At 72.9% G+C, this 13,963-nt stretch carries 10 protein-coding genes; 4 read left to right on the top strand and 6 right to left on the bottom strand.

Annotation, left to right across the window (positions count from 1 at the left end):
• Window positions 1-156: 156 nt before the first annotated feature.
• Window positions 157-987 carry a pentapeptide repeat-containing protein gene (locus ACRRSS_RS15595; RefSeq protein WP_435971812.1) on the top strand — a complete coding sequence of 277 codons (831 nt, stop codon included), beginning with the start codon at window positions 157-159 and terminating at the stop codon, window positions 985-987.
• Window positions 988-1,025: 38 nt separating this feature from the next.
• Here ACRRSS_RS15595 and ACRRSS_RS15590 read toward each other — a convergent pair whose 3' ends face one another.
• Window positions 1,026-1,892: a GNAT family N-acetyltransferase gene (locus ACRRSS_RS15590; RefSeq protein WP_435971811.1), complete on the bottom strand. Its 867-nt coding sequence runs from the start codon at window positions 1,890-1,892 to the stop codon at window positions 1,026-1,028.
• Window positions 1,893-2,089: 197 nt separating this feature from the next.
• Between ACRRSS_RS15590 and paaK the strand changes: the two genes are divergently transcribed.
• A complete protein-coding gene (paaK, locus tag ACRRSS_RS15585; RefSeq protein ID WP_435971810.1) occupies window positions 2,090-3,382 on the top strand; it encodes a phenylacetate--CoA ligase PaaK in 1,293 nt (430 codons plus the stop codon).
• 114 nt (window positions 3,383-3,496) lie between these two features.
• Here paaK and ACRRSS_RS15580 read toward each other — a convergent pair whose 3' ends face one another.
• From ACRRSS_RS15580 to ACRRSS_RS15560, 5 genes are all read right to left on the bottom strand, one after another.
• Entirely contained in the window at window positions 3,497-5,026 is a 1,530-nt protein-coding gene (locus tag ACRRSS_RS15580) for a fatty acyl-CoA synthetase (RefSeq protein ID WP_435971809.1), read from the bottom strand.
• 147 nt (window positions 5,027-5,173) lie between these two features.
• Entirely contained in the window at window positions 5,174-6,271 is a 1,098-nt protein-coding gene (locus tag ACRRSS_RS15575) for a calcium:proton antiporter (RefSeq protein ID WP_435971808.1), read from the bottom strand.
• 42 nt (window positions 6,272-6,313) lie between these two features.
• On the bottom strand, window positions 6,314-6,718 hold the full coding sequence (locus tag ACRRSS_RS15570) for a MarR family winged helix-turn-helix transcriptional regulator (protein WP_435975345.1): 405 nt from the start codon (window positions 6,716-6,718) through the stop codon (window positions 6,314-6,316).
• 215 nt (window positions 6,719-6,933) lie between these two features.
• Window positions 6,934-8,484 carry an acyl-CoA synthetase gene (locus tag ACRRSS_RS15565; RefSeq protein WP_435971807.1) on the bottom strand — a complete coding sequence of 517 codons (1,551 nt, stop codon included), beginning with the start codon at window positions 8,482-8,484 and terminating at the stop codon, window positions 6,934-6,936.
• The gene (locus ACRRSS_RS15560; RefSeq protein ID WP_435971806.1) at window positions 8,481-9,605 is read right to left on the bottom strand and encodes an NAD(P)H-dependent flavin oxidoreductase; all 1,125 of its coding nucleotides are present in this window, start codon (window positions 9,603-9,605) and stop codon (window positions 8,481-8,483) included. Before ACRRSS_RS15560 ends, ACRRSS_RS15565 begins: the two co-directional genes overlap by 4 nt.
• Before the next feature lie 116 nt (window positions 9,606-9,721).
• On the opposite strand from ACRRSS_RS15560, the gene ACRRSS_RS15555 reads away from it, so the two are divergent.
• Window positions 9,722-11,611 (top strand): serine hydrolase, encoded by a 1,890-nt coding sequence (locus ACRRSS_RS15555; RefSeq protein ID WP_435971805.1) that lies wholly within the window; start codon window positions 9,722-9,724, stop codon window positions 11,609-11,611.
• Window positions 11,612-11,853: 242 nt separating this feature from the next.
• Entirely contained in the window at window positions 11,854-13,893 is a 2,040-nt protein-coding gene (locus ACRRSS_RS15550; RefSeq protein WP_435971804.1) for an exo-alpha-sialidase, read from the top strand.
• The last annotated feature ends 70 nt before the right edge of the window (window positions 13,894-13,963 follow it).

The following is a 13,963-nucleotide window of genomic DNA, read 5'->3' as shown; positions in this document are numbered from 1 at the left end:
GCCCAGCCTCGATCGTGACGAGGCGGGCGTCGGGGAGGGGGTCCGCCAGCCAGGTCGGGCGCCCGCGCGGTCCTCACCGGCTCCGGATGATCTTCGCAGACGGTTTGGCGGCGCGCGCGATACGGTGGAGGACCGTCCCCGACCAGCTGAGGAACCGTGTCCACCGTGACCGAGACCCCCGCCGCCGATGCCCTGCGCGGCGACTGCGCCAACTGCTTCGGTCTGTGCTGTGTGGCGCTGCCCTTCGCGAAGTCGGCCGACTTCGCCGTGGACAAGGCGCCCGGCGAGCCCTGCCGCAACCTGCAGGACGACTTCCGCTGCGGCATCCACACCCGGCTGCGGACGAGCGGCTTCCAGGGCTGCACGGTGTACGACTGCTTCGGCGCGGGCCAGCAGGTCTCCCAGGTGACGTTCGGCGGGGTGTCGTGGCGCGAGGCGCCGGAGACGGCGAGCCGGATGTACGACGTGTTCTACGTGATGCGCCAGCTCCACGAGCTGCTGCGCTACCTCACCGAGGCACTGGCCCGCCCGGCGGCCCGGCCCGTCCACGGGGAGCTGCGGACCGCTCTCGCCCGGGTCGAGGAGCTCACCGGAGGCTCGGCGGACGCGCTGGAGCAGCTGAGGGTGCCCGAGGTGCGCGCCGACGTGAACGGGCTGCTGCTGCGGACGAGCGAGCTGGTCCGCGCTGCGGCCGGCGGGAAGCCGAAGAGCAGGCGCGGGGCGGATCTGGTCGGGAAGCGGCTGCGCGGGGCGCGGCTGCGGGGCACGGACCTGCGCGGGGCGCTGCTGATCGCCGCCGACCTGACGGGCGCAGACCTGAGCCTCACGGACCTGATCGGCGCGGACCTGCGGGGCGCCGATCTGTCGGGCGCCGACCTGACGGGTGCTCTCTTCCTGACGCAGCCCCAGCTGAACGCGGCGCGCGGGAACGCCGAGACCCGCCTCCCGGAGGGTTTCGAGCGCCCCGCGCACTGGACGGCAGCCTGACGGGCGTCGTACGTGCGGCGCCCGACCGTCTCGGGCCGCTAACCGCCGTACGTGTACGGGGTCGTGGTGGAGAGTGTCAGGAAGCCGAGGCGCCGCAGGATCGGCCGGCTGGTCTCGGCCGCGTCGACGTGGACGTACCGGTGGCCCCGCTCCGCGGCGATGCGCGCGCGGTGGGAGACGAGGGCCCGGTAGAGGCCGCGGCCCCGCCACCCCTCGACGGTGCCGCCGCCCCAGAGGCCGGCGAAGTCGGTGCCGGAGCAGAGTTCGAGGCGGGCCGCGCTGACGGGTTCGCCCGCGGCGAGGGCGACGACGGCGGTGACGGTCTCCGGGTCGGCCGCGAGCCGGTCGAGGAGCTGGCGCCCGATGTCGGCGCTGTCGGCGCCGAAGGCGCGTTCGTGGACCTCGACCACCTGGCGGATCCCCGCCTCGTCGGTGACCGCGCGGAGTTCGACCCCCGCGGGCAGCGGTACGTCGTGGGGAAGCGCGGCGGCCTCGGCGACCATCAGGGTCTCGGGGTCCTCGGGCGTGAAGCCCGCGGCGAGGAGCCGGTGACCGAGGTCGGCGGGGGTGTCGTGCGCGAACAGCTTCCATTCGAAGGACAGGCCGGCGGCGCGGTAGTACGCGATCTGCTCGGCGATGACGCCGTCGCAGCCGGGGGCGTCGAGACCGGACCAGAGGACGCCGTTCCAGGCGTGCGCGGGTCCGGTCTGCCGGACGACGTCACCGACGCGCTCGACCCGGCAGCCGGGGCCGTCGGGCCGGGCCTCCCGGCGCAGCTGACGGTCGTAGAGGTCACGGAGGTGCCGGGTCTGCGGGGTCGGCTCGGTCGGCGGGTTCGGCCGGGTGCGCGGGCCGGGCTCGGTCCGGTGGCTTCGCTCGGTCCGGTGGCTCGGGTGGGTATCCATGCCGGTCACTCCAACACCCCTGCTCAGGGCCCGGCAACGGGATTTCCCGGACCGCCGCCGCCCGGGCGCCCGCGCGATCGGGGAAATGTTCCTCCGCCCCCTTGCCAAGCCCCGGGTCCCTCCGGATTTACTGGCCCGGAACGGGTCGACCGAATGATCGGTAGTCCGTTTTACGACCGTGGTGGAGGAGTGGCGCGATGACGGAACTGCTGGACAGCGGCGAACGGCTCGGTCGCGAGGAGCTGGCGGCACTCCAGCTGGAGCGGCTGCGCGCGACCCTGCGCCACGCCTACGAGAACGTGGACTTCCACCGGCGCTCCTTCGACGCGGCCGGTGTCACCCCCGACGACTGCCGCACGCTCGCGGACCTGGCCCGTTTCCCCTTCACCACCAAGGCGGACCTCCGCGACCACTACCCCTTCGGCATGTTCGCCGTCGACCAGTCACGCGTCCGGCGCGTCCACGCCTCCAGCGGCACCACCGGCCGGCCCACCGTCGTCGGCTACACCGAGGGCGACCTCGACCTGTGGGCCGACGTGGTGGCGCGCTCCCTGCGGGCGGCCGGGGCCCGGCCCGGACACAAGGTCCACGTGGCGTACGGGTACGGCCTGTTCACCGGTGGACTCGGCGCGCACTACGGCGCGGAGCGCCTCGGGTGCACGGTGATCCCCGCCTCGGGCGGCATGACGGCCCGGCAGGTCCAGCTCATCCAGGACTTCCGGCCCGAGATCATCATGGTGACCCCCTCGTACATGCTCACGCTGCTCGACGAGTTCGAGCGGCAGGGCGTGGACCCGCGGTCGACCTCCCTGAAGGTGGGCGTCTTCGGCGCCGAGCCGTGGACGGAGGCGATGCGGAAGGAGATCGAGGAGGCCTTCGCGATCGACGCGGTCGACATATACGGCCTGTCGGAGGTGATCGGCCCCGGGGTGGCACAGGAGTGTGTGGAGACCAAGGACGGTCTGCACATCTGGGAGGACCACTTCTACCCGGAGATCGTGGACCCGTTCACGGGCGAGGTGCTGCCCGACGGGGAGGAGGGCGAACTCGTCTTCACCTCGCTCACCAAGGAGGCCATGCCGGTCATCCGTTACCGGACCCGGGACCTGACGCGCCTGCTGCCGGGCACCGCACGGGTGTTCCGGCGGATGGAGAAGGTCACCGGGCGCAGCGACGACATGATCATCCTGCGCGGGGTGAACCTCTTCCCCACCCAGATCGAGGAGATCGTCCTCCGTACGCCGGCCGTCGCCCCGCACTTCCAGCTGCGGCTCACCAGGGAGGGCCGCCTCGACGCCCTCACGGTACGGGCGGAGGCCCGGGCGGGCGCGACGGAGGAGCAGCGGGCGGAGGCGGCCCGGGCGATCGCGGCGGCGGTCAAGGACGGGATCGGGGTGTCGGTCGGGGTCGAGGTGGTCGACCCGGAGACGCTGGAACGCTCGGTGGGCAAGATCAAGCGGATCGTGGATCTGCGGGGAGCGGGGGCCTGAGGCTCTTGGGCTGCCACCTGGTCTCGGCAGGCCCGGGGGCAGCCCCGCAGGCCCGCGCGGCCCGCCAGTCCCGCGCCGTCGCACAGTCCCGCGCCCTCACACCGTCCCGCGCCCTCACACCGTCCCGCCGCCGCTCGTCCCCGCGCCGCCGAACCGGTCACGCAGTTCGCGCTTGAGGATCTTTCCGCTCGCGTTGCGGGGCAGTTCGGGGGTGAAGTGCACGCGCTTCGGGGCCTTGAAGTGGGCGAGGCTCTCCCGCGCGTGGGCGAGGAGTTCGGCCTCGGTGACCTCGCCGCGCGGGACGACCACGGCCGTGACCGCCTCGATCCAGCGCTCGTCGGGGAGGCCGATCACGGCCACCTCGGCGACGCCGGGGTGGGTGTACAGCGCGTCCTCCACCTGCCGTGAGGCGACGAGCACTCCCCCGGAGTTGATGACGTCCTTCACCCGGTCGACGATGGTGAGGTAGCCCTCGGCGTCGCGGACGGCGAGGTCGCCCGAGTGGAACCAGCCGCCCCGGAAGGCCGCCTTGGTCTCCTCGTGCTTGCGCCAGTACCCCTCGCAGAGCTGCGGTGAGCGGTAGACGATCTCGCCGGGCGTGCCGTCGGGCACGTCCCTGCCGTCCTCGTCGACGACCCGGGCCTCGACGTGACGGACGGGACGGCCGCAGGAGTCCATCCGGCCCTCGTGCTCGTCGGGGCCGAGGACGGTGGCGAGCGGGCCGATCTCGGACTGGCCGAAGCAGTTGTAGAAGCGCAGCTCCGGCAGCCGGGCGCGGAGCCGTTCCAGGACGGGTACGGGCATGATCGAGGCCCCGTAGTAGGCCTTGCGCAGGGCGGACAGGTCCCGGTCGGCGAAGCCCGGGTGGTTGGCGAGGCCGATCCAGACGGTCGGCGGGGCGAAGAGGGTGTCGGCTCGGCCCGTCTCGATGAGGTCGAGGAGGACGGCCGGATCGGGCCCGTCGACGATGGTGTTCTCGGCGCCGACGGCGAGGTAGGGCAGCAGGAAGACGTGCGTCTGCGCCGAGTGGTAGAGCGGCAGGGCGTGCACCGGCCGGTCGTCCTCGTGCAGGTCGAGGGCCTCGATCGCGCTCGCGTACTCGTGGACGAGGGCCCGGTGGGTCATCATCGCGCCCTTGGGCAGGGCGGTGGTGCCGGAGGTGTAGAGCAGCTGGACGAGGTCGCGGGCGTCGCGGTCGGTGTCGTACGTCTCCGGAACGGCGAGCGCGTCGAGGAGCGAACCGGACGCGTCGCGCAGCGCCCTGACCGCGTAGCCGTCGGGGACGCGGTCCGCGAGACCGGGGTCGGCGAGGACGAGGGAGGTCTCCGACTGCTCCAGGAGGTACGTGAGGTCCTCACCGGTCAGGTGGTGGTTGACCGGCACGTGGATCAGGCCCGCCCGGGAGCAGGCGAGGAACGCGATGAGGTAGGCGTCCGAGTTGTGGCCGTAGGTCGCGACCCGGGCGTACTCGGGCAGGCCGAGGTGGTGCGGCTCCCGCAGGACGGCCGCGGCGGTGGAGACGGCCGTGTCGAGCTCGGCGTACGTCCAGGTCCGGTCGGCGTAGCGGACGGCGACCCGGTCGGGGACGCGCTGGGCGCTCACGCGCAGGACGCCGTCGACGGCGCGGCTGAGGAGTCGGTCCATGGGGTGATCCTCGGCGCGCCCGAACGGCAGGGTCAAGCACTTTGCGGCGCGCCGTCGCCCGCCCGGACGACGCGCGCGCGGAGCCGACCGTCAGGAGCGGACGTCAGGGCGGGCCACCCGGCGCTCGCGGGCGGTGCGGGGACGTCGTCAGGGGCTGAACGACAGGAAGACGAAGGCGGCGAAGATCGCGAGGTGGACGCCGCCCTGGAGGAGGGTGGCCCGGCCGGGGACCACGGTCAGCGCGCTCACCACACCGGTGAGGACGAGCAGGACCATGTGGAGGGGGTCGAGACCGAGGAGCAGGGGTCCGGGCAGCCAGATCGAAGCGAGCGCGATCGCCGGGATCGTCAGGCCGATGCTGGCGATCGCGGAACCGTAGGCGAGGTTGAGGCTGGTCTGCATCCGGTCCCGGCGGGCAGCGCGGACGGCGGCGAGGGTCTCGGGCAGCAGCACCATCAGGGCGATGACGACACCGACGACCGCCTTGGGGAGGCCCGCCGACTGGACGCCGTCCTCGATCGTGGGCGAGATCAGCTTGGCGTTGCCGACGACGGCGACGAGGGCGACGACGAGGAGGCCGAGGCTGGTCCAGGCGTCGCGCCGGGTCGGCGGGTCGGCGTGGTCGTCCTCCGACTCCTGGCCGGGGCGCGGCACGGGCAGGAAGTAGTCCCGGTGACGGACGGTCTGGACGCCGACGAACACGCCGTACAGGCAGATGGAGGCGACGGCGGCGAAGGCGAGCTGGACGCCGGAGAACTCGGGGCCCGAGTGGCTGGTGGTGAAGGACGGCAGGACGAGCGTCATCGTCGCCAGGGTGCAGACGGTGGCGAGCGCGCCGCCGGATCCCTCGGCGTTGAAGACGGCGACCCGGTTGCGGAGCGCGCCGACGAGGAGGGACAGGCCGACGATGCCGTTGCAGGTGATCATGACCGCGGCGAAGACGGTGTCGCGGGCGTACGTCGAGGTCTTCTCGCCGCCTCCCACCATCAGGGTGACGATGAGTCCGACCTCGATGACGGTGACCGCCACGGCGAGGACGAGGGAGCCGTAGGGTTCGCCCACGCGGAGGGCGATGACCTCCGCGTGGTGGACCGCCGCGAGGACGGCGGCGAGGAGGCAGAGGGCGATGAGTCCGACGGCGAAGCCCGGCAGGTCGCGGCCCCAGGCCGCGACGAGCACAAGCGCCGCCACCACCGGCCCCCAGGTGGTCCACTGCCGTGTCAATGACACCGTGCTCGAACTCATGATCAGCATCCTGCCACACAGGGGGCTTTCGCCCCGGTTCGGTCAATCCAGGGGGTCACCGAGGCCGTGCTCGTACGCGGTGAGCGTCTCCAGGAACATCCGTCGCTGCTCCGCGTCGAGCGGGGCGAGCGCCGCGCGCCAGGCGGCGGCGCTGCGGCCGAGCCAGCCGTCGATCGCCGCGCTGTGCGCCGGCGCGATCGAGACGATCTTGCGCCTGCGGTCGGCGGGGTCCTCGACCCGTTCCAGTACGCCCTTCTTCGCCAGGTCCCCGACCATGAGGCTCACGGTCGTGGGGGCGACCTCCAGCCGGGCGGCGAGCTCGTTGACGCCGAGCGGTCCGTCGTAGAGGAGGTAGGCGAGCAGGGAGAGGTGGCGGGGCGCGAGGGTGAGCGACTGGAGCTCGTCGGGGATCCGGATCCGCTTGGCCCGCCCGACCATGCGGGGCATGAGCAGCAGCAGCGTACGGACGGCCTCGTCAAGGTCCGGCCGTTCGGGGGGCTCGTCTTCCTCGCGTGCTGTCGGCACCGCGCGCTCCCTCCCGTTGATTTTGCTTTCAAAGCAAAGGTATCTACGGAAGAGATGCTACCGGATGACAGCGACATGTCCGGTTCCAGACCTGCTGGGACCGGACATGTCCTGGAATGAGGCCGGAACTACCGGAACTAGAGGGGGCGCTGGTGGCCCTCCCAGTACGGGTCCCGCAAACGGCGCTTGTACAGCTTGCCGTTGGGGTCGCGGGGCATGGCCGTGACGAAGTCGACCGACTTCGGGCACTTGAAGCCGGCGAGCCGGTCCGCGCAGTGGGCCAGGATCTCGGTGGCGAGCGCCGCCCCCGGCGCGTACCCCTCTGCCGCCTCGACGACGGCCTTGACCTCCTCGCCCCAGTCGGCGTGCGGGATGCCGAAGGCGGCGGCGTCGGCGACGGCCGGATGGGCGAGGAGAGCGGCCTCGATCTCGGCCGGGTAGATGTTGACCCCGCCGGAGATGATCATGTCGATCTTGCGGTCGCGGAGGAAGAGATAGCCGTCCTCGTCGAGGACGCCGAGGTCCCCGACGGTGAAGAAGTCACCGATGCGGTTCTTCGCCGTCTTCGCCTCGTCCTTGTGGTACTGGAAGCCGCCGGTGTTCATCTTCAGGTAGACGGTGCCGAGTTCACCCGGCGGCAGCCGGACCCCGTCGTCGTCGAAGACGGCGAGTTCGCTGATCGGCCACGCCCTGCCGACGGTGCCGGGCTTCTTCAGCCACTCGTCGGCGGTCGCGAAGGCACCGCCGCCCTCGCTCGCGGCGTAGTACTCCTCGACGCACCCGCCCCACCAGTCGATCATCGCCCGTTTGACGTGCTCGGGGCAGGGCGCGGCACCGTGGATGGCGTGCCGCATGGAGGAGACGTCGTACCGCTCCCGCACCTCCCCCGGGAGGGAGAGCAGCCGGTGGAACTGGGTGGGGACCATGTGGGTGTGGGTGCAGGCGTACCGGTCGATCAGCCGGAGCATCTCCTCCGGCGCCCACCGGTCCATCAGGACGAGGGGGTGTCCGATGTGCAGGGCGGCTGCGGCGAACTGGAGCACGGCGGTGTGGTAGAGCGGCGAGCAGACGAGGTGGACGTTCCCGCCGCCCGGCCGGATGCCGAAGATGCCGAGGAAGCCGCCGAGAGGGGTCTCCTCGGGGAGCCGGCCGGGGAGCGGGCGCCGGATGCCCCGGGGCCGGCCGGTGGTGCCGGAGGTGTAGTTCATGACCCAGCCGAGGGTGCGGTCGGCGGGCGCGTCCCCGTCCCGCCCTTCGAGCAGCTCGGCGTAGGGGCGGAAACCGGTGATCGCCCCGACGGCGTACCGGTGGGTGGCGGCGAGACCGGCCTCGTCGGCGGCGAGGGTCACGGCCTGTGCGAACCGCTCGTGGGCGAGGAGGACCTTCGCCCCGGAGTCGGCGACGATCCAGGCGATCTCGGGGCCGACGAAGTGGTGGTTGACGGGGACGAGGTAGAAGCCGGCCTGGGTGGCGGCGAGATGGGCGGCGAAGAACTCCGGGCCGTTGGGGAGGACCACGGCGAAGGCGTCGCCCCGCTCCAGACCGGCCGCCCGCAACCCGTGGACCAGCCGGTTCGCCTCGATGTGCAGCCGGCCGGCGGTCCACTCCTCGCCGTCGGGCGCCACCAGGACCGTACGGCCCGGGTCGGCGGCGGCCTGCGCCCAGAATCCGGGGGTCGTCCCACTCATCCCTCGCTCCTTCCGGCGATGCGGTTGACACGGTCGACGGCCTTCTCGAAGCCGCGGGTGAGCTCGTCGACGACCTGCTGGACGCTGCGCTCGGAGTTCATGCGGCCGACGATCTGCCCGACGGGGGTGCCGAGGAGCGGATCGACCTCGTACCGCTGGATACGGGAGACGGCCTCGGCGACGAGGAGTCCCTGGAGCGGCATGGGGAGCGTGCCGGGGCCCGCCGGGTCGTCCCACGCGTCGGTCCACTCGGTGCGGAGCTGCCGGGCGGGCTTGCCGGTCAGGGCGCGGGAGCGGACGGTGTCACCGGAACCGGCGGCGAGGAGCTTGGCCGTGAGGGCGCGGGAGTGCAGCTCGGCCTCGGTGGTCGTGAGCCAGATCGAGCCGAGCCAGACGCCCTGCGCGCCGAGCGCGAGTCCGGCGGCGATCTGCTCGCCGCTGCCGATGCCGCCGGCGGCGAGCACGGGCAGCGGGGAGACGGCGTCGACGACCTCGGGGGTGAGGACCATGGAGGCGATCTCGCCGGTGTGGCCGCCCGCCTCGTACCCCTGGGCGACGACGACGTCGATGCCGGCCTCGGCGTGGTGGCGGGCGTGGCGGGCGCTGCCGGCGAGGGCCGCGACGAGGACGCCGTGGTCGTGGGCGCGGGCGACGACGTCGGCCGGTGGGGAGCCGAGGGCGTTGGCGAGCAGCTTGATCGGGTAGTCGAAGGCCACGTCGAGCTGGTTGCGGGCGACCTGCTCCATCCAGCCGGTGATGCGCCAGCCGGAGGCCTCGCCCTCGGCGAGTTCGGGCACGCCGTGTCTGGCGAGGGTGGCGCGGACGAACGCCCGGTGCTCCTCCGGGATCATGGCCTCGACGTCGGCCTCGGTCAGTGTCCGGCCTCCCGGGGCCTCGGCCTTCCTGGCGGGCATCACGACGTCGAGCCCGTAGGGCAGACCGTCGGTGTGCTCCTGCATCCAGTCGAGGTCGCGGGCGAGGTCGTCGGGGGCGGTGTAGCGGACCGCCCCGAGGACGCCGAACCCGCCGGCTCTGGTGAGTGCGGCGGCCACCGCGGGAAAGGGCGTGAAGCCGAAGATGGCGTGCTCGATCCCCAGGGTGCGACTCAGCTCCGTCTTCATGGGCGGCAGGATGCCGCAGCGACGTGCCGGAGGGAAGAGGTTTTCTGATGCATCGTCAGATTCTTTGCGACGGCAGGTCGACGTTTCACCGCGGCCCGCGGTGGGAGAGGGTGGGCATGACGGAGGACGCGGCACGAGACGGACGGCTGAGCCGCCGCGCGTTCGGCGGCGGGGTACTGGCCCTGGGAGGTGCGGTGATGATCGGTGCGGTGCCGGGGGCCGCGGCCGCCCCGGGGCCCGGCTCGGGACCGGGACCGGCATCGGGACCGGGATCGGAATCGGGATCGGGGCTTCCGGGCGAGGGAGCCGGGTCCGCCTCCTCGGCCGGTCCAGGTGCGCGGCGGACCACGCTGCGGCGCGGCTCGGCCCGGCGGGCCGGGCTGCTCGCCCCGCACCTGGACCGGCTCGTGAGGGAGGCCGAGAGCTTCCTCGGCCCCTCCCCCACCCATCCCTGGTACGCGGGCGCGGTGCTGCTCGCCGGGCGCGGCGGGACCGTCGCCCTGCACCGGGCGATCGGCTCGGCCGTGCGGTACGCGGCCTACGACGAGAAGACGGACACCGGGATCGAGCTGCCGCCCGAGCTGCGGGTCCCCATGACCGAGCGGACCGTCTTCGACCTGGCCTCGGTCTCCAAGCTGTTCACCTCGATCCTGGCGGTGCAGCAGATCGAGCGCGGCGCCCTGGACCTGGAGGCGAGGGTCACCGCGTACCTGCCGGAGTTCGGCGGCGGCGGGAAGCGGGACGTCACGGTCCGTCAGCTGCTCACCCACACCTCCGGGTTCCGGTCCTGGATCCCGCTGTACCGGGAGCCGACGCGGGAGGGAAAGCTGCGGCTGCTCTGGGGCGAGGTCCTGGCGAATCCGCCGGGCTCGACGTACCTCTACTCCGATCTGAATCTGATCTCCCTTCAGCTGATCCTGGAGGAGATCACCGGTCTCGGTCTGGATGTCCTGCTCCGCGACGAGATCACCGCTCCGCTCGGGATGCACCGCACGCGGTTCAATCCCCCGCTCTCCTGGCGGCCGGAGATCGCGGCCACCGAGGACGCCCGGCCACCCTGGTCCGGCCTCGACCGGGGCATGGTGCGCGGCGAGGTCCACGACGAGAACGCCCACAGCATGGGCGGTGTCGCGGGCCACGCCGGGATCTTCTCCCGCGCCTGGGACCTCGCGGTCCTCGCCCGCACCCTGCTCAACGGCGGGGCGTACGGACGGGCCCGCATCCTCTCCCCCGCCTCCGTGGAGCTGATGTTCACCGACTTCAACACCGCCTTCCCCGGCGACGAGCACGGCCTCGGCTTCGAGCTCTACCAGCACTGGTACATGGGCGCGATGGCCACGCCCCGGACGGCCGGCCACACCGGCTTCACCGGCACCAGCCTCGTCCTGGACCCGACGACCGACGCGTTCCTGATCGTCCTCGGCAACTCCGTCCACCCCGTGCGCTCCTGGCGCTCGGGCTCGGCGCCCCGCGTGGCCACCGCGAACGAACTGGCCAGGGCCGTACCCGTACGACCGGCCCGGGGCCGTACGGCCCCCGCGCTCCCGGCCTCGCTCCAGCGGCGGAAACCCCCGTGGTTCGCCGGAATGGCGAGCGCCACGACCGCCACGCTGACGCTGCCCCGTGTGACGGGCGCCGCCCGCCTGGAGTGCGCGCTGTGGTGGGACACCGAGCCGGGCGCGGACCCGGTCGTCCTGGAGGCCTCCGGGGACGGCGGCGCGACCTGGCGGCCGGTGCCCTTCACCACCGACGGGCGCACCGCACACCCGACGGGCACGGTCGGCGGCTGGTCCGGCCGGGTCTGGCACACCGTCACCGCGGCGCTGCCCGGGGCGGACGCGCTTCTGCGCTGGCGGTACACCACCGACCAGCGGTACGTGGGGCGGGGCGTGTACGTGGACGGGTTGCGGCTGCTCGACGGGGCGGGGCGCCGGGTGTTCGACGAGGCACGGCCGGCGGACGGAGGGCGGATCGAGGCGAACGGCTGGGCCAGGTCGGCCGATTGAGCACACCCGGTCGGACCACGGCACGGACTGCGCACACGTGATCACATGAGGTACCGTCCCGAACGGGAGATCTCACCGGGGGGATGGGACGAACGCGGAGGCGAGCGTCTGTCGTGTCGCCCGTTCGCGGTGCTCTTCCGGACCGCGGGGGTCGCCGCAACCGACCCGCCGACGAGCGGCACGACCGCTTCCAGGCCCCGCCGCTCCCACGCCCTTCGCCCTTCGTATCGAGGTGTTCCTTCGTGTCGTCCCCGTCCGAGCGCCGCCCACCGGGCGCGCGCCGCTTCGCGCTGCCCGCATGGGTGTGCGCGCTCTCCCTCGCCGTCCTGGCGGCGGTCGTCCTCACGGTCACGCCGCCGACGCGCGCGGCCGCGTCCACGAACACGGCCACGGCCACGGCCACGGCCGCCGGCACGGCGTCGGTCCCGACGCAGGTGCTCACCACGCTGTTCAAGGCGCGCGAGAACTACTTCTGCACGCGGATCCCGGCCGTCGTCACCACGCCGACGGGCGTCGTCCTCGCCTTCGCCGAGGGCCGCACGCGGCTGGACACGACCGGCTGCAACGACGTCGGCGACAACGACATCGTGCTCAAGAGGTCGCTCGACGGCGGCAGGACCTGGGAGCAGGGCCCCAGGGTCGTCGTCGGCGCGGGTGACGTGCTGGCGCACGGCAACCCCGCCCCCGTCGTGGACGCGGCCACCGGCCGGATCACGCTCCTGTACTCCAGCAGCGACTGGAACCGCGACGCGGCCGCCCCTTCGCGGAAGGGATTCCCCCGCACCGTCCACGCCGTGCACAGCACGGACGGCGGAGCGACCTGGTCATCGAGCGTCGCGCTGCCGCAGCTCAAGCCCGCCGGATGGAACTGGGTGTCCACCGGCCCCGGCCACGGCATCCAGCTCGACCGCGGCCCGCACCAGGGCCGGCTGATTGTGCCGGGCGACCACACGGCGGGGGGCGACACGACCGCGGGGGCCCAGCTGTACTACAGCGACGACGGCGGCCTGAGCTGGAGCCTTGGCGCCACCACCGACCCCGTGTCCAAGACCGGTGCGTTCCCCGGGGAGCTGACCGTCGCCCAGACCACCGACGGCGCCGTGTACGTCAACGCGCGCAACTCCGAACCCACCCGCTGCCTCACCAACGAGCACCGGCTGGGGACCACGAGCGCCGACGGCGGCGCCTCCTTCGCCGCGCCCTTCACCCCGGTGGCCAACCTGGACACCTCCCCGACGTTCGGCTCGCTGCTGCGGCTGCACGCGGAGGATCGCGACGGCAAGCCCGACCAGCTCCTCTACTCGGGTCCCTCCCGACTGGGCCCGAGCGCGCTGGAGGACCGGCGTGAGCTGGCCGTCCGCTCCTCGTACGACGAGGGCAGGACGTGGAAGACCGTCGGCACCCTGGTCTCGGCGGCCCGCACCGGCTACTCCGATCTGACGCTGCTGCCGGACCGCTCCATCGGCATCCTGTACGAGACGGCCGGCAACATCCCCCACGGCAACGTCGTCTTCGCCTCCTTCACCGAGACGGCGATGAACGGGGCCGCCACCGAGCTGCGGCGCCCGCGCACCGCCGACACCCGCGAGCGGGCCCCCGGCGCGCCCGGCAACCACGCCGTCATCCACGGCGGAGCCGTCCTCGGAGCGCGCGGCAGCGGCAAGGCCATGGAGTTCGACGGCACGGACGACTACCTGCGCCTCGTCTGCTCGCCGTCCCTGCGGGTCGACGACAAGAACTTCACCGTCACGGCCTGGTTCCGGCACTCGGCGACCACCGGCACGCTGCCGATCGTGTGGGCGTACGGGATGCCGGGCACCGACCCGCTGAAGAAGGGCCGGCACTTCTCGGTCCGCGCAGAACCCGGCGTGGGCAACGTCCTGCGCGCCACCGTCGGCACGGACATCGGCTCCACGGAGGTGACGCTCCCCTCCTCGTTCAACGACGGCGGGTGGCACCACGTCGTGTTCACCCGTGACGGCCTCACCCTCCGCCTCGCCGTGGACGGCGGCGCTCCGGCGACCGCCGTCATGCCTGCGGGGAACTCCGCGACGGACCGGAACCTCACCCCCGCCTCCGAGTTCAACATCCACATCGGTGCGCGGCCCGACTTCCCCAACCAGCCGGCCGGGGTCGCCCAGCTCTTCCGCGGCACCCTGGACGACGTGCGCCTCTTCGGGAAGGCGCTGACCCCGGAGGAGGCCGCTCTGGTGCGGGGCGGCTCGCTCGCCGTGGCCAAGGAGGACGAACGTCTCCGTCTCGGTTTCTTCACCATCTGGTAGCCGGGGCGGCCACCGGTCGGCGGGCTCACCCCCCGTCGGCCGTGGGCGTGGACACCCGTCGGCCGTCCCG

The organism is Streptomyces sp. Qhu_M48 (assembly GCF_051305195.1).
Taxonomy (GTDB): Bacteria; Actinomycetota; Actinomycetes; order Streptomycetales; family Streptomycetaceae; genus Streptomyces.
This window is presented reverse-complemented; position numbering and strand designations above follow the sequence as displayed.